General features: G+C 65.7%; 10 protein-coding genes and 1 pseudogene. 1 reads left to right on the forward strand and 10 read right to left on the reverse strand.

Translation table 11 applies throughout. The features are described 5' to 3' along the window. Positions 1–984 precede the first annotated feature (984 nt). From ABD810_RS36465 to ABD810_RS36485, 5 genes are all read right to left on the reverse strand, one after another. Positions 985–1428 carry a hypothetical protein gene (locus ABD810_RS36465; protein WP_344951850.1) on the reverse strand — a complete coding sequence of 148 codons (444 nt, stop codon included), beginning with the start codon at positions 1426–1428 and terminating at the stop codon, positions 985–987. Positions 1429–1687: 259 nt separating this feature from the next. Next, complete coding sequence (locus tag ABD810_RS36470; protein ID WP_344951853.1) at positions 1688–2044, reverse strand: Imm8 family immunity protein; 357 nt, start codon at positions 2042–2044, stop codon at positions 1688–1690. 64 nt (positions 2045–2108) lie between these two features. Further along, the gene (locus tag ABD810_RS36475) at positions 2109–2636 is read right to left on the reverse strand and encodes a hypothetical protein (protein ID WP_344951856.1); all 528 of its coding nucleotides are present in this window, start codon (positions 2634–2636) and stop codon (positions 2109–2111) included. Continuing rightward, positions 2629–10080: an RHS repeat-associated core domain-containing protein gene (locus ABD810_RS36480; protein WP_344951859.1), complete on the reverse strand. Its 7452-nt coding sequence runs from the start codon at positions 10078–10080 to the stop codon at positions 2629–2631. The genes ABD810_RS36475 and ABD810_RS36480 overlap by 8 nt, the downstream gene beginning before the upstream one ends. A gap of 1053 nt (positions 10081–11133) precedes the next feature. Further along, positions 11134–11298 carry a hypothetical protein gene (locus ABD810_RS36485; protein WP_344951862.1) on the reverse strand — a complete coding sequence of 55 codons (165 nt, stop codon included), beginning with the start codon at positions 11296–11298 and terminating at the stop codon, positions 11134–11136. A gap of 331 nt (positions 11299–11629) precedes the next feature. Between ABD810_RS36485 and ABD810_RS36490 the strand changes: the two genes are divergently transcribed. Beyond that, the gene (locus ABD810_RS36490; protein ID WP_344951865.1) at positions 11630–12430 is read left to right on the forward strand and encodes a hypothetical protein; all 801 of its coding nucleotides are present in this window, start codon (positions 11630–11632) and stop codon (positions 12428–12430) included. 1088 nt (positions 12431–13518) lie between these two features. Here ABD810_RS36490 and ABD810_RS36495 read toward each other — a convergent pair. The 5 genes and pseudogenes from ABD810_RS36495 to ABD810_RS36515 all read right to left on the reverse strand — a co-directional run. Continuing rightward, positions 13519–14388, reverse strand: coding sequence for a DivIVA domain-containing protein (locus tag ABD810_RS36495; RefSeq protein ID WP_344951868.1), 870 nt, complete (start codon positions 14386–14388; stop codon positions 13519–13521). 48 nt (positions 14389–14436) lie between these two features. Then, positions 14437–14727 carry a YggT family protein gene (locus ABD810_RS36500; protein ID WP_344951870.1) on the reverse strand — a complete coding sequence of 97 codons (291 nt, stop codon included), beginning with the start codon at positions 14725–14727 and terminating at the stop codon, positions 14437–14439. A gap of 82 nt (positions 14728–14809) precedes the next feature. After that, positions 14810–15319 carry a cell division protein SepF gene (locus tag ABD810_RS36505; RefSeq protein WP_344951873.1) on the reverse strand — a complete coding sequence of 170 codons (510 nt, stop codon included), beginning with the start codon at positions 15317–15319 and terminating at the stop codon, positions 14810–14812. A gap of 105 nt (positions 15320–15424) precedes the next feature. Then, complete coding sequence (locus ABD810_RS36510; protein WP_344951876.1) at positions 15425–16135, reverse strand: YggS family pyridoxal phosphate-dependent enzyme; 711 nt, start codon at positions 16133–16135, stop codon at positions 15425–15427. Between the two features lie 98 nt (positions 16136–16233). Further along, a pseudogene (locus ABD810_RS36515) lies at positions 16234–16455 on the reverse strand (hypothetical protein); the annotation flags it as partial.

Consider the following 16455-nt stretch of genomic DNA (forward strand, 5'->3'; position numbering starts at 1 on the left):
CCCTGGCCTGACCATCCACCGGGATCGGCCTGGCCACACACCTGGATTTCTGGTGACCATACCCGGGAATTCCGATGGCCATCAGCCTGGAGAAATCTGGCCGCCCATCAGGAGATCGGCGTGTCCGTTGACAGTTCGCCTGGTAGTTCGTCACAACCGGCACCACCACCGGTCACAACGTCACAAGTCCACGCGCTGGCCACCTTTTGAAGGCCCTCCCGGCACCCATTTGATCGAGTGATTCCCACCCAGCCCAGGACCACCCCAAACGCCAAGATGGTCACACGAACACATCCGTCACCGTCGGCTCCGCGAACACGCACGGCATCGTGGCTCCGCGAACACGCCGGGCGTCTCCCGACGGTCACAATCTTGGGTGGGCAACACTCGGGTACCCCGATCAACCGGGTAACGGGTGGGTCATCTAAACCGGCACCCCAGGGGCACAATCGTCAAAAAAACAAGGACTGGTGGAACCCTTAGAAGGCCCTCCCGGCACCCATTTGATCGGGGAACCCGAGTGATTCCCACCCAGACCACGAGCACCCCCAACGCCAAGATGGTCACACGAACACTTCTGCGGCGTCAGCCCAGACCAGCATCTTCGTCCACCCGGAACCCATTGGACGGGGGCGGTGACCGGGTTTGAGGGCAGCGGCGCCGGCAGCGTTCTCACCGAAGTCTTAGCGTGCATCCCCTAACAAAGAAGCGCCTTGGAAGTGTGCGGATGCTCGTCGGGCAGTCCAGCTAGCATCACGCTCCCGAACACATACCCAACGCCCTTGACATCGAGCGCGAAAGACGTCGCCCGCGCGGACGCGCTGCGGGACTTACACATGCTCTGAAAGTCGCCCGTAATTGCGACGACACCTTGGCATCAGCGCTCTCTCCAGGGTCAACTTGACGCCGCAGCGTTTCGGTCGTCTTGCGACCCTCCGGCTACGCTCTCTTCGCCATGCGGTTACCCAATCGGTGCTGAGCACGTCATTTGTACTTCCCCGTGATCCCCCACCACCGATTCACCAACCACCAGCGCACCGCACGAGCCGTTGCCCGGACCCACAACCAAGCCGGTAGCCGAAAGTGCGGGACATAGATCCAGACGTCCCCCGCCACCCTGCCGGCGTGCTCCCTGACTTCCGGGTCGGGACTGCGCATCAGCGAGCGAAGGCGCTTGAGTGTCGACCAGTCGACCTCACCCGTGATCCGGACTATATGGCTTAGAGCGGTCAACCCCTCCAGGCGAACCCGCACACTGTCGGACCACAAGGCCCGAACGACCAGCGGCTCAACGACGCCCGCATCCGGGACGCACAAGGCCAGCCCCATGACGGCGATCCCGACCAACCGCTCCCCGCGCTGGAACGCCGCCTCGACCTGCCCAGGATCGTCACACCCGATGAGATCGCTGCCGTTCTCCCAATCCAATCGCCCTCTCCATCTCCGGGCCGGCGCCGCCTGTCGACCCGTTAGTCGGCCGTGCGGGGGTCCGAGCCGCGGGGCGAATGCCGTTTCCAGCAGGAGCAAGGGATGGATACGGCCAGGTCCCCTCCAACCCTCTCGGCCGGAGGACACCGACCGGGACGGTCGGCTGATCAACACCCATCCACCGGCGCAGACCCCATCCCGCACGCCGTCCGCAGGCTTCACGAGGGCAACCGGGGCGGCGCTCGTCCGATCGCCTGGTTCACTCCGAGTAGTCCGCACCTTCCCAAAGCCCGAAGCGGCTGATCTTCAAAGTCAACCCGGACCAGTCGTACGCCTCAAGGCTTTCAATGTGTCGCCGCAGATGTCCTTCGATCAGTTCTCGGTCTAGGGACGCCATCACGAGGTGATGGCGTCCGTCGACGACCCCGCTCTCCCTGACCAGCTCCGCGATGAACTGCGGCGTACAGGCCATCAGAGTGAAGGATTCGGCGCCCTTACCGCCCCGAGGACCGACGAACAGCTGCACGAGAACGTTGTGCCGAGCGCGCCACTCGGCCGGTGCGGCGCCCTCCCAGTCGATGTCGGGGCTGTGAAAATCCGTGATCTCGGCTTTCATTCCATTTCCGTACCATGACGGTGACCATTCCCTATCCCAAGCCCTAGGGAAGACATGAGAAGGCCTAGGACCGTCTAGAGGCCGTGCGCCCGAGTCTCCCGCGCGCTTTGCCGAGAACTTCGACGTTCTTTTGAAAGTGCCGGAGGCTCGGTCCGGTCAGCGACTGGATCGCCTTCATCGCCGCCAGCGCGTCCATCGCCGACCGGTGGACGTCATCGATCAACTCGCTCAGGTACGCCTCTGAGGCGAAATCCACCTCGCCCGACTCACCGATGTCATTGATCATGCGATACGACACTGCCGCGGTCGCTCCCGGTCGCGTGACCCTGTCGCGCCACCTCCACCCCTTTCTCACCATTTGCACGGTGAAGGAGCCGTTGAAGAAGTAGGCGTCGCCTCGAGGTCTGCCGCGAGAAAGCCCGTCCAATGCCGTCACCAGCGAGCCGAACATAGAGCCGATGTAGTCGTGCCAACCGGATTCAGGAAAAACGGCCTCTCCGGCGTCGATCCATACCGACCCCCAAAGCGGGGCGTCGTCCCCGGAGAGAATCCGGACATTGGCTGCGTCGACTCTCAGCAAGAAGCTACCCACTTGACCCCTTCGGATATATCGATCGCAGTTTACCGCCGATGATGATGAACTCGTACGTCTTCCCGTTCACCCGAACCAGGGCCCGAATGGCACCGGTCCCTTTGTCCAACCCGGTCGCCTTGGGGTTATTGCGGACGGCCGCACGCGCGATGGCCTCGATATCTTCATCGGTCGTGCCGTCCGGCCAAAGATCGCTCCTGGAATTCACATCTTTGCCACCCTTCACATGGCCATCCCTGATGTGTCCATAATCGATCTCGTCAACCTTAGCCCTCTCTAGCTTGCGCTGAGCTGCTCGTAGCGAGGACCCGTCACAGCGGAAGTCATTGTGAACCAGAACGTCTTCGGTGCCGACCTGGATGTAGTAAGTGTGGATCGCGTCGACCGAAAGATTATAGACGCGCTGGTCAGGCCGACTGTACCGCGTACCGCCGAGGACTTCGAGACTCTCGCCGGCCAACGTACGGAGTCGCATGCCAGGAGTCAGAGCCTCGACGCTCGCCCAATGATTCTCCGTGCTCTCCCAGAAAGGATGCCCGGCAGTGGCGACGGCCAATCCGACGGCATCGCCTCCCTGCCCATCGGTGTCGACCCGGATAGCGACGAGGTCCTTCGCGCCCTGGGTGCTGAAGACCGCGACGACAGACCTTGCCGACTTCTCGCCGCTGACCGGATCGACCGCCAGAACAGAGTCCCCCTCGCGCACCTGCTCGATGGGTTTATGCATGCCATCCGCCATCAGGACGCGGGTCCCGGGGACGAAGCTATTGCAAGCGGTTTTGGCTACCTTCGCAGCTACGGTGGCGAACTTCGGGCCCGCCTTCCCTAGGATCCATGCCGCTGCTCTCACCCCGAGCTTCGCCACGACCATTCCCGCGATCTCCTCTGGCCCGAAGCCGGCGATGAGGAGCGCTGTGACGACAAGTTTGAGATTGTCCTCCATCGCTTTCGCGCGAGAGGCCACGGGGTCGCCTTCGCCGGTCAATATGAGCTCGGCGCAGGCTTCGGTGTACCGCTTCAAACTGTCCTCGGGGCCGCATACCCGGTCATAATCCATCCAGGCGGCCACAACAGCGTTGCGGAATGTCTCGTCGGCGTCCCGCTTCCACTTGGCCTTACATTTTTTCTCCCCCTGCTTCTTCACGCATGCGTTCCATCTGGCAGCTTCCTTGCAGGTGTCGGTGGCCTTCTCCGCAGGAGAATCGCAGCCATGGTCTGGAGCCAGTCCGGACGGGTCGGAAAGGCCGATGGGATTGTCGCCCGCGTAGCTGTACGGGTTCGCCCATTGCGCTTTGGTGAGGTTCAGAAGAGGGTCGGTCGATATGAATCGGGCGATGTCGGGGTCGTAGTAGCGGGCGGACAGGTAGTCCAGGCCGGTGGAGTCGTCTTCGACCTTTCCGAGGAACCCGCGGTCGGTGAAGGGCAGGTCATCGATGCCCCGGCGTTTGCCATAGGGCAGATAGCGTTCCCGGTTGAGTTGACCGGTGGTGTCGTCGATCGACACCTGCTGGCTGCCATGCAGACCGGAAGTCATCCATTTCAGGCCCTCCCCGGTGCTGCGCATTGCGACGGTGGATCCATCGGGGGCGGTGTAGTACCGCTTGGCGGTGAGCCGGCCGCCGGCCAGTTCGACTTCCATGTCACCTAGGTAGAGGGTGGTCTTGCCGTCGGGGGTGCGCCGGAGCAAGCGCTGCCCGTCGGCGTCGTAGACCATCGTGGTGTCCCGGCCATCAACGGTGGCTTTGGTGAGTTGGCCGAGTTCGTTCCATTCAAAGGTCGCCGGCTTGCCTGCCGCGTTGCGTGTTCTGAGCTGACCGGCATTGTCGTAGGTGTAGGTGTCAGCGCCGCCGTTAGGCCGGTCGATGGAGGTGACCGCGTTAGGACGGACCGCAGATGCACCGGGCGCGGGATAGTGGTACGTCGAGGTCCGGTCGTTGTCGGTGAAGGTCGTGAGGTTACCGACCGGGTCATAGCCGTATCGCTGCTTGTATGGGTCGATGCCCAGACCGTCGGCGCCGGTGATGCCCGCTGTGCAGGAGGAGGCGGTGGTGGTCCAGGCGGCCGAGAGTCTGTGCAGTCCGTCGTAGGAGAAGCATTCCGACTGACCGGCTGTGCCACCCGAGACTGCGGAGGCGACATCTAGGATCCGGGTTATCTGACCAGAGGTGTCGTAGAAGTACTGGTCGTCTTGGGCCACCTGTGGGTTGGAAGTGTCGGCCTTGGCTGTCGTGGTGACCCGTGAGAGCCATCCGGTGGAGTTGTCCCAGCCGAGAGTACGTTTGATCTTCCCGGTTGCCCCGTAGGAGCGTTCGGCCATACGGGCTGTGGGGGTGTACCTGGTGTCGTTGACATAGGTGAACCCGCCGGCGAAATCGGAGGTCAACCCTTTTACCAGTCCCAGGTCGGTGAATGTGGAGGTGACCTTCTCCGCGGGCATGCCACCCGCAGCCGGCATGCCGATCTCGGCGAGCTCTCCCGCGGTGTTGTAGGACGTAGTGAAGGTGTAGTCGCCGGCCAGCAGATCTTCTGAGGAGGGGATGGTGACGGTGGCGCCGGTGGGGCGTCCCATCGTGTCGTATCCGGTCACCGACTCGGAGTAGGTGTTGCCGTTGACGTAGCGGGCCGAGGAGGTCAGCTTGCCCTTGGCCAGTGTGTCGTACGTCCAGGAGATCAGCTTCGTTCCGGAATCAACGTCCCCTGCCCATAACGTCGTTTTACGGCCGAGGTCGTCGTAGCTGGAGGAGATCTTCTGCCCGTTCCCGTCCTTGGTCCAAATCAGCCTTCCGGCCGCGTCGTAGTGATCTTCACTGTCCCCGGCATCGGGATCGTGTGCGGCGATCCGGCGGCCGAGGAGGTCGTAGGTGAAGCTATGGACGTTGCCGCTGGCGTCCACCATCTTCGTGATGTTGCCGTTGGCGTCGTAGCTGTAGGCGGTGTCGTGGTGGACGGTGGTGTCGGACCACTCTTCGACCTTCACCACCTTGTCGTTGACATCGGTCCAGTAGACGCTCTTGCCCCCGGTCGGCGGTTGAACCTCGTACCGGTCACCGAAGTGAGTGGTGCTGGTACGGCGCAACTCGGTCGAAGCGGTGTATGCGATCCGGGCGGTCGTCCGCTCGGCGCCGTCATAAAACGCCCTCTCCCACTGGGCCAGGCTGGTGAGCGCGGGATTCAGCAACCCACTGCCGGCCTCGGCAGTGTTGTGGGCCGGCTGAGAAACGGCGGCGGTCAGGCCTCGGGCGTCATAAGCCGTGGCGGTGACAATACGGCCACCGGCCGGGGATACGGATTGTCGTTCCCGAATCCGGCCGAGCCCGTCGACATAGGTGTACTCCATAGCCCACGTGGCTGTTCCCCCTGAGACGGACCGTAGTTTCTTCATCACGCTCTTCGGCGCAGCGGTCGGCTGGCCGAGATTCCCGTCAAAAGGAATGCTGTAGCTGACGGCCGCCGCAGGAATGGCCCCGTTCTTCGACTGCTGAGGCGTCCACAGTGCGGTGGTCCGGCCCAGAGCGTCGTAGTCGATCAGGGTGTCCTTACCGTTGGCATCGTGGGCTTGGATGAGCTGGCCGTGGTGTGGCGATCGCCAACTGGTGGCGCTGTGGCCGAGCGGGTTGGTGGTCGTGATGCCGTTGAACGGCCATCCGGTCGACGGGGTGTAATCAATCCTGTTGGTCTTGTTCGCCTCGTCGACTGCGGAGATGACACGGCCGTAGCCGTCGTAGCCTGCCCCGTTGATCTGATGTTCGGCGTCGCTGCTGTAGGCCCGACTCTGAGTCGCGTTGCCGGCTGTCGGGGTGTTGCCAGATGTACTGGTCGCACCGTCGTAGAGGGTCACACTTCGGCTGAGCAGCGTTCCGCTGGTACAGGCATCGCCGGCTCGGCGTTCTACGGTCGCGGGATAGTTGAGCAGCCATTTGGTGGTGTTGCGGGCGTATGTGGTGGTGGTGCAGGTGTTGTCGGTGGCGTCGCCGGTTTGGCCGTAGTCGTTGACCTTGGTGGGCAGGCCGTAGGTGTCGTAGGTGGTGCGTTGGTCGGTGTAGCGGAAGCCGGTGGTGACGGCTTCGCGGGTGACCTGGCGGGTGGTGTTGATGAGCAGGGGATCGTAGATGCCGGGGCCGTTGCCGGTGGAGACGGTGGAGTATTCGTACCGGGTGGATCCGATTTCGACGTAGCCGCCGAGGGTGGGGCCGCCTGGGGGTGTGGTGGGCGGGACGGTCGGTGTCACCGTCGGGGTCGGCGTGACGGTGGGAGTGATCGTGGGAGTCGGGGTGGGTGTGGGAGACCCGGTGCAGTCGCCGAGGTCTTTCCATGCGTCTCTTGCCACGCCTGGTTCGGCCGCGAAGCTGTCTATGAGCGCTTCCCAGTGGTGGTTCTTGTAGGTGACCCTGTTGCCCTTGTCGTAGAACTCGTCTTGCTTCCACGTGGGATAGGTGCAGGCGAAAGCAGTCGTGCCGAGCAGTTTCCCGATGCCGCGAAGCAGTGCACGGGCCGGGGGCAGCGCGGCGGTGATGACGTGGGCGGCGCTGGGCACCACCACCGCTGCATTCCCCTGGGCTGCGGCGGCGAGGGATGCCGTATTCCCCTTGGCTTCAGCATTCCTCTTGGCTTCAGCGGAGAGGGATGCTGTATCCCGCTTCGCCGTGGCGGCGAGGGATTGGGGCCGCGTCCCGGATACCTGCGATGTGGTGACGGGTCCGGCGGCGACAGGCTGTGCGGCAGCGGGTGCGGCGGGGGTGCTGCCGTTGATGGTGGTGGCGCGCCAGGTTTGTTCCTGGAGGGTACGGCCGGCCAGGACACGCAGGTCGTTGTAGGTGTTGCCCTCGAAGTCGGTGACGGTCGTGCGCTTGGCGGTGCCGTTGGTCAGCGGGTCGTCGTACATGCCGCGGTAGAAGGCGGTGGTGGTGACGGAGAAGTCGTCGGGGCTGGTGCCGGCGCCCTTGATGGTGCGCACCTGCTGGTAGCCGCGGAACTCGTCCCAGTCTTCGGTGAGCACCTTGCAGTAGCCGGTGACCGGTGGGGTGCAGACGAATCCGTCCATGGTGGTGGCGCGCATGTAGTTGAAGGCGCGCGCCCAGGCCGGGGTGCCCAGGTACTCGTAGCGGGTGGGCATGTCGGGTGAGCCGCCGACCAGGTCCTTGTCGACGGTATGGGTGACCAGCCACTTCAGATAGACCGCGCGCGAGGTGCGGGGAATGCCGTTGGCGTCGTAGTAGGTGCCCAGCGTGGCGAGGTAGCAGTCGCGCGCGTTGGTGTCCCATCCCGTGGTGGGGTAGCCCGAGGGGTAGGGGCAGGGTTTGGCCTGCCCGTAGGTGATGTCGGTGCGCCCGCCCAACCCGTTGTACACCGAGGAGATCCGGGGGAACCGCAACCGGGCCTTGCCCTGGGACTCGTCGTAGTCGGCGCGGTTGTCCAGCAGGGTGGCCTCGAAGTCCACCGGGGGCAGCGCGATGTCGGGGCCGGTTCCGGCCAGCCCGACCGGGCGCAGGGTGTCCAGCCACAGCACCGGCCCGGCGGGGGGCAGATTGCCGATGATCTGGGTGTACACCCACTTATACCCGGCCTCCAGTCGGTACACCTCATCCCATCCCGTGGTGGCCGGGTTGTACACCGAGGTGACCACGGTGTTGAGCCGCTTGGAGATGTAGAACGCCGGCCCGGGGGTGTCGCAGGGCTGGATCACCTCTGGTGGGGAGGACGGGCAATCGAGATCGGTGGGAGTGTCGTTGTCCCAGGGCTCACCCGAGCGGGGCGGGGTCCCGCGGTCGACGGCGTTGAACACCACCTTGGCGGTGTGCGCCGATCCGGTCACTTTGGTGTTGCGGCCGTAGGCGGCCTGAGCCAGGTAGCCACCCCGGTCGTAGGCCAGCCGGTTGGCCATCGGGTCCCACACCTCGCTCGGCTGGCACAGCGCGCCGAGCGTCTTGCAGTACCAGTTCTCCTCGCGGGTGAAGGTGTAGTCGACCACGTTGCCGTTCGGGTCGATCTCCTGGTCCAGGTTCCACCGCCAGGGGGCGAAGCAGAACCCCGGCGTGCCGGTCTTGGAGTACTTGTCACGACATGGCTCGCCGGTGTCATCGCCCACATACGGCGTCTGCCACATCGAGTCGCGGCGGTAGCCGAACCGGTACACCGTCCCGTCGGTTGTAGTCACCACCCAGAACGACTGCGAGGTCTGGCTGGAGGTCAGATACTCGATCTTCCAGCCGAAGTCCTCTACCGTCTTCCATCCGCCGCTGGTGCGGTCCTTCACGATCGCCGACGACTTGCCCTCCACCGACAGCGTCAGATGCGAGGTGGTGTAGTCGGTGGTCGCCGAGTCACCGTCGTTCTCATCGGGCGACTCCCAGCACAGATGCTTCCAGTCCTTCTGCGCCGGATTCTTGGTGGTCTCCACCGTGTCGTCGGCACACCCGCGGAACCGCCGCTCGATGAACCCGGTCGAGACCTCCCATCCCATACCGGCGACCGACGCCTGGTTGTTCGTGTAGTTCGTCAGGCTGTCGATCCCCGAGGAGGAGTACGACAACGCCAACTGCGGGGCCTCGCCGGCCACCGGTGGTGGCACCGGGATCGGATAGGAGTAGGAGAACCCGCCCCCCGACAACCCCACCTGCCACGACCCGGCCGCCTTCAGGTCGGTCGCGGCGAAGTTCCCCGTCCCCGAATCCGGGCTGGCCGACGCCGCGGCCGCCAGCACGTACACCTGCCCGCCAGTGGCCGACCCGCCCGCCCCGGCCTCCACCTCCGCCATCACCTGGCGCGAGGCCGGGTCGTTGGACGAGGGCACCACCCGCGCGTTCTCCGCCGCCTTCACGCATGCCGCGTCCGGCCGCGCCGCGAGCACACACGCCGGCATCTCGACCAGCCCCAGCCTGGCCGCCCCGCCCGCCGGCAACCCGCTCGCGAACCCGGAGTAGTCCACGCTCAGCCGCACCCGGCCGGGAACGCTTCCACCATCGGCGCGGGTGAGTCGTACCCCCACCGCCGTCCCGCCCAGCCGCTTGACGACATCCGCGCCGATGGTCTCCACCCGGACCCTGCTCGGAGCCACCTTCCCGGCCGACTGCGCCACCGACACCGGTGAACCGGCGGCCACCCTGGCAGGAGCGGCACCCACCACGACCTCGCCCGACCCGGCTTTCGGCACCACCGGCGCGGCGGACGCGGTCACCGGAGGCGGGGAATCCTCCACGCCATGCACGTCGGCGACCCTGCGAATCGGCTGTCCCTCTACCGACCGCTCCTCAGAGGAGCCGCCCGGTGTGGACGGTGACGTGAGATCGGCGATCACCCCGACACTGCTCACCAGCAAAGCGAGGGAAAGAACCGCGAACAACCAGATTTGAGCACGCTGAAGGCGCACGCCACATCCTCCGAAAGACCCCGTCAACTCGCGGCACCGCGCCCAGCGGCTCCGTATAAATTCCCCGTAAGGAAACAAACGCCCTCATCTTGATCAGCGTCAGCGACCCTGTCAATGCACTGTCGGGCGGCTCCCGGCCACAGAAGGTGACAAGAGCCGATGGCCGGGGTCAATGAGGCTCTGGACTGTCAGAAACGTTTGGAAATCAGTCGGATTGGGGCTGTCCAATCTGTTGATACAGTCCCGTCATATTTGAACTCGTCGGGCGCCTGGGCCGCCTGGGGAGCAGTCCGCGCGTTCCTGTTCCTGGACGCAGATGGTTCGATCCGGCTTGCGCGCAGGTCTTGGACCAGCCGCCCGCCAAACGGCGACCACACCACTGACCGCCTGATCGCCTGATCGCCTGATCGCCTGATCGCCGACACCGTTGGCTTCGCGAACGCGCCGGGCGTCGTTGGCTTCGCGAACATGGCCCGCGTCGTTGGCTCTGCGAACGCGCCCGGCGTCTTAGAAGGTCACGATCTTGGGTGGGCAACACTCGGGTACCCCGATCAACCGGGTAACGGGTGGGGTATCTAAGCCGGCACCCCAGGGGCACAATCGTCACAAATCCAAGGGCTGGGAGAACCCTTTCAAGGCCCTCCCGGCACCCATTTGATCGGGGAACCCGAGTGATTCCCACCCAGCCCAGGACAACCATCAGCGCCAAGATGGTGACGAACACATCCGTCACCATTGGCTCCGCGAACACAGCCCGGCATCGTTGACTACGCGAACACGCCCGGCGTCGTTGGCTTCGCGAACACGGCCCGCGTCGTTGGCTCTGCGAACGCGCCCGGCGTCTTAGAAGGTCACGATCTTGGGTAGGCAACACTCGGGTACCCCGATCAACCGGGTAACGGGTGGGTCATCTAAACAGGCACCCCAGGGACACAATCCTCACAAAACAAGGACTGGTGGAACCCTTTTAAGGCCCTCCCGGCACCCATTTGATCAGGGAACCCCTGATATTCCCACCCAGCCCAGGACCACCCCAAACGCCGAGATGGTGACATGAACGCATCCACGGCGTCAGCCCTGGCTGATCACACCGAGTCGTGAGCCAACCCTGCCCGTCGCAGAAGCAGTGAGTCAGTCGTCGCGGTCGCAGACTGAGCAGTGGGTGAGGCCGGCGGCCTCGGCGTCGGTCCTGGACATGGTCTCCAGGCTGCCGGGGTCCGATCCCTTGATCAGCGGGCATACGGAGCTGTGGAAGCGCCTGGTGCCCGGGATGACCTTGACGATGCCAGGACGCATGACCTCGGCGGTCGACTCGCTCCTGTTGGGCTTGTCGTCACCCGTCGACTTGTCATCTTCGGTCTTGGGTCCTCGGTCTCCGGTACCGGCCCTGTCACCAGTGTCCGAGGCCGGGCTCGAACCGCTCGAACCACCGGCGAGGAGTTTCGACGATTTCTCCGCGTTCTGATCCGCTTTGGAAGCGGCCTCGTCCTGCCGGGTCGACGTGCTCGTCCCCGGCCCTGTGGACGTCCCTGGCTTCCCGGCGGGCCGGTTGGTCTCCGAGCCCGCAGAAGTCCCCGGCTTACCGGCGGTCGTGCTGGGATTTGACCCGGTGGACCTGCTGGCAGACGTGCTGGACTCCGGCTGGGGCTTCCCGGTTGTCGGAGCCTTCTTGGACTCGTCACCCTTCGCCCGGTCTGTGGGCCGCCTGGGCTCCGCACCGGTGACCACGACGATCGGATCGTCGTCCTCGGTCGCGTCGGCGGGCTTGTCTCCGGCGGTGCTGGGCTTGCTCGTACTGGTCGGCGTGGGCGGATCAGCCCGCTTGAAGGCCTGGAAGGGAGTGGCCGCCTCGGGTACCACCGGTGGGGTCGGGATCTCAGGCCTCCTCGGCGAGGAGGAGGCACCCGGCTTCTGCGAAGAGGCCGTCTGTCGTGAAGAGGTCTCGTCCGACGGCTCCGCGGTGGACCTGCCCGAGGCTGAGGAACCGGCTGCGAACCACTCGTCGGACTTCCAACTCGAAGATCGCTTTGTACCGGGACGCTCGGACTCGGCGTCCTCCACGCTGGACGAGCCACCAGAGGCGGCGGCCGAGGACGAAGAGGAGCCGGAGGAGGCAGTGGAGGGGGTACGGGGACGCGAGGGCGAGGCGGGTGAAGCCGGAGAGGCCGCACCCCCGGAGGAAGTAGAAGTGGACCGGGCCGGACCGGAGGGTGCCGCGCCTGAGGACGTCGCACCGGACGGGGGCGCACCCGACGAAGTAGAGCCAGACGGCGTCGCACCAGACGAAGTCGAGCGGGACGGGGTAGTGGTCGAAGGTGAGGTGGTGGAGCCGCGTGAACTTCCGGCGCGCCCGGGAGTGTTCTCGTTCGGCTCCACCGCCGACTCGGCGGGGACCTGGGTCACCGGCCGCGTCTTCTCGGACCGGTAACCGGCCTCAGGCTTCTGTGTGGTCTCAGAGATACGACCAGCCCCGGACGCGGTACCGGCTCCGGCCCTGTAACCAGAGTCGGAACGACCGTCCTCGGCCCTGCGCCCAGCCTCCGACGTACGACCAGAATCGGTCCCGCGCCCCGCCTCAGGCTTGAGCCCACCATCAGGCTTGCCACCACTTTCCGGCCTACGCCCACGCTCCGACCCGTACACCGTCTCCGGCGAACGACCCGGCTCGGATCTGCCCGGCTCGGATCTGAATGCGGTGTCCGGCTTGAGGGCGGCGTCGGGCTTTAGGCCGGTGTCCGCCTTGAGCTCGGTGTCCGGGCCGGCGGGGGTGGGGACGTGGTCGGGGTCTGTTCGGGGTTTGTCGTCCCTGTTGGGCTTGTAACCGTTGGGGAGGCAGGTGGTGCAGGCGGAGAAGCCCTCTTCGCGGGCCTCTTCGTAGGTGAGCTCCTCGGTCTCGCGCCCGGCGAGCTGGCGGCACCCTGGCAGGTGGAACCGCTTGCGCCCAGGGATCACGAACACGATCGCGTCGGCGGAGGGCGACCCTCCGGAACCCGCGGCGCCCGGCCCCCGGCCACCGGATCCCGGTGGGGCGAACGCCCTAGGCGGGGAAAGCGTGGCCGTCGGGTGCATCCCGTGGGGCACCGTGCCACTCGGGTGCGTGCCGTGGACCACCGTGCCAGGCATCCCGTGGGGCGCCGTCGCCGCCGGCTGCATGCCGGGACGGCCGGCGGGACCGGCCGTGAAGGAGGCCCCGTGCGGCCCGGCCCCTGAGGAGGCCATGGCTCCGGGTCGGCCCATCAGCCCACCGGCGACACCGGCACCTGCCGGGGACATCGGCGAGCCCGTGGACGCCCCCGCGCCGCCGGAGGGGAACAGCTCATGGCGTCGCAGCAGCGCCCCGATCATAAGGAAGACCGCGGACAGCACGCTGACCACGATCGACCACATGACCAGGACCGCTGTTCCGGTCACCACGCCCGCGACCAGAAGGCCGAAGGCGAGCACGACCAGAATGGCGCTGAGGTAGATCACAGGGACTCCCAGTCGCGGGTCGGGTTCGGGACCTGACCCGTTACCTTAACGGCGATCGTTATGAGGGCCGTCAACTCCCTGGAAGGCACCGGAGTGCTGCGAGGGCTCTCCGCCGAACGGGTTGTTCTGGCCGCCGGGCATCTGCTGCTGGCCACCGGGGGCGACTGCGTGGGACATGGCCGGAGCTCCGCCCATCTGTGCGCCCACGACGGGGAAGCCGCCGCTGCCCTCGGCCGACACGTTGAGCTCGGCCAGCTGGTTCTCCAGGTAGAGCTTCAGCCTGCTGCGGTATTCGCGCTCGAAGCTCCGCAGCTCCTCGACCTTGCGCTCGAGCTCGTCACGGGTCTGCACCAGGGAGCCCATCGCCTGCCTGTGGCGCTCCTGAGCGTCGCGCTCGAGCGTCTCGGCACGGGCACGCGCGTCACCGATGATCTGCTCGGCCTGGCGGCGCGCCTTGCCGAGGATCTCGTCGGCCTCGCGCCGCGCCCGGGTGACCGTCTCGTCGGCCTCGCGGCGCGCGTCGGCGATCGCCTGGTCCGCGGTCTGCTGCGCCAGGGCGAGCACGCGCGCGGCGGTGTCCATGTTGTCCTCGGCGGGAGGCATCCCCATCCCGACGGGAACCGGCTCGGGCCTGATGGGCTCCGGCGGCTTCATGGGCTCCGGCTGGGGCATCATCATCTCGGGCTTGGGCTCGGCGACCGGGGCCGGCGCCATGCTCATGCCCATACCCCCCGGCACCTTGCCACGCAGGCACTCGGTCAGCTTCGCACGAAGCTCCTCGTTCTCCTGGATGAGGCGGTCGAGCTCGGCCTCCACCTCATCAAGGAAGGCGTCAACTTCTTCCTCGTCATACCCCGGCCGCAGCCGGGTGGTACTGAACTGCTTGTTCCGCACATCAGCGGGCGTCAGCGGCATTTCGGTCTCCTTGGCGCGCTCGGAGTCTGTCCGGAGGACGGTACCCGATCAAAAACGAAGCGCGGACACGATTTGGATCATGACCAAGACCCCAACGAACAGCAATGTGAAGCTTAGGTCAAAGGCCACCGTACCCAACCGGAGGGGCGGAATGAAACGGCGGAGGAACTTGAGAGGCGGATCGGTGACCGTGTATATGGCCTCCGCCAGCACCAGCACGACCCCTTGGGGACGCCAGGAGCGAGCGAACGCCTGCACCGTCTCGAAGATCATTCTGCCGATCAGCAGTACGAGGTAGATGGACAGGACTCCGACCAAGATGCCACTAATGGTCCCCACGGTCGTGCCCTACCTCCATCCCGATGTGCTGCTCTCGGTCCGGGTAGGCCCTGTGTGGCCGTTCACTGTTCATGATGGAACTCTAGCTCTGGTTGAAGAACCCGCGTTCCGCGATTCGAGCCTTGTCCTCGGCGGTCACCTCGACATTGGCAGGGGACAACAGGAACACCTTGTTGGTAACACGTTCAATGCTGCCATGTAGGCCAAAGACCAGACCTGCCGCAAAATCAACAAGACGTTTCGCGTCGCTGTCGACCATTTCTGTCAAGTTCATGATGACGGGAGTGCCCTCGCGGAAGTGCTCACCGATGGTCCGCGCCTCGTTGTACGTGCGCGGGTGAAGGGTCGTGATCCGCGCCAGATCGGTCGTACGGCGCTCTACCACGGCCGCACCCGCCCGCGGGGCCGGAACCGGGGTTTCGACCTCTTCCAGGCCCTCTTGGGGCGTTCCAAGCATGCGCTCGTCGCCACGACGGCGGTCGACGTAGTCGTCCGTGTAGTCCTCGTCGTCGGCGTAATTGCCATAATCCGGGTAGCGGTCGTCCTCCACGAGACCGAGGTAGACCGCCATCTTGCGCATCGCGCCGGCCATCGCTACGTCGTCCTCCTGCTCATGGTCGCCGTACCCAAGGCAACCTAGGCACCGCTGTCGACCTCTGCTCGGATACATGGACATCAAGGTCCACTCGGGGGGACATTACCTGACGAAGGGCTTCCGGCGACCGAGCAACGCCGTACCGACACGCAGGTGTGTCGCTCCGTTGGCTATCGCCTCGGCCAGATCTCCGCTCATTCCCGCCGAAACAACCGTTGCATCCGGATGTTCCTCCTGCATAGCTGATGAAAGTTCCAAAAGCCGGGCGAATGCCCGATTAGGGTCCCCTCTCAGCGGGGCGACCGCCATGACCCCGCCCAGGGCCAGGCCCTCGGTCCGAGCGATCATGCCGGCCAACGCCGGGAGCTCCGCCGGGATGACGCCCCCGCGGCCCGGGTCCTCGTCCAGGGCGACCTGCACCAGGCAGGTGACCCGCCGTTCCGCCTTGACGGCCTCCCTGCCGAGCGCCTCGACCAGGCGCGGACGGTCGACGGAGTGGATCATGTCGGCGTACGACACGACCGATCTGGCCTTGTTCGTCTGGAGCTGCCCGACGAAATGCCAGGTCAACGGCAGATCAGCGCATTCGCTGGCTTTGGCCGCCGCCTCCTGGTCGCGGTTCTCGGCGACGTCATGGACGCCGAGCGCGGTGAGGATCCTCACATCGGAGGCGGGATAGGTCTTGGTGACCGCGACCAGGGTGATCTCCCGGCGCGAGCGCCCGGCCGCTTCGCAGGCGCCGGTGATCCGGCGCTCCACCTCGGCCAGGCCGGCCGCGATCTCATCGCGGCGCGTGGTGTTCGGGTCGTCCACGTGGGGGTTCGTTCACTTCGGTAAGCCGGCAACGTACAGAGGCATCGCGACACGGCACGTGCGGTCGCTCCCGCCAGGGAGGACGCACGTGCCGGCGCTCACTTCAGGAAGTCGGGGACGTCGAGCTCCTCCTCCTGCTCCTCGAACACCACCGGGCGGCGCCGGGCGGGCTCGGATACGCGGGAGGTGATCGGGGTGGGCGGCTCGGGCGCGGGCCTCGGGATCGACACCGGCCCCGAGGGCTGCTCGGCCTGCGGGCCGGAGCCCTGCGAGGACTCCCCTGCGGTCTCGCGCCCGAAGGGCGCGGCACCGGAGGCGGA

This window comes from Sphaerisporangium flaviroseum (genome assembly GCF_039537005.1).
In the GTDB taxonomy this organism is placed as follows: Bacteria; Actinomycetota; Actinomycetes; order Streptosporangiales; family Streptosporangiaceae; genus Sphaerisporangium; species Sphaerisporangium flaviroseum.

Coding starts and splice junctions, on each gene's coding strand:
- ABD810_RS36470 (WP_344951853.1), bottom strand. CDS start 2,044: ATGAAAGCCGAGATCACGGATTTTCACAGCCCCGACATCGACTGGGAG.
- ABD810_RS36495 (WP_344951868.1), bottom strand. CDS start 14,388: ATGCCGCTGACGCCCGCTGATGTGCGGAACAAGCAGTTCAGTACCACC.
- ABD810_RS36485 (WP_344951862.1), bottom strand. CDS start 11,298: ATGCGTCCTGGCATCGTCAAGGTCATCCCGGGCACCAGGCGCTTCCAC.
- ABD810_RS36505 (WP_344951873.1), bottom strand. CDS start 15,319: ATGGCCGGCGCGATGCGCAAGATGGCGGTCTACCTCGGTCTCGTGGAG.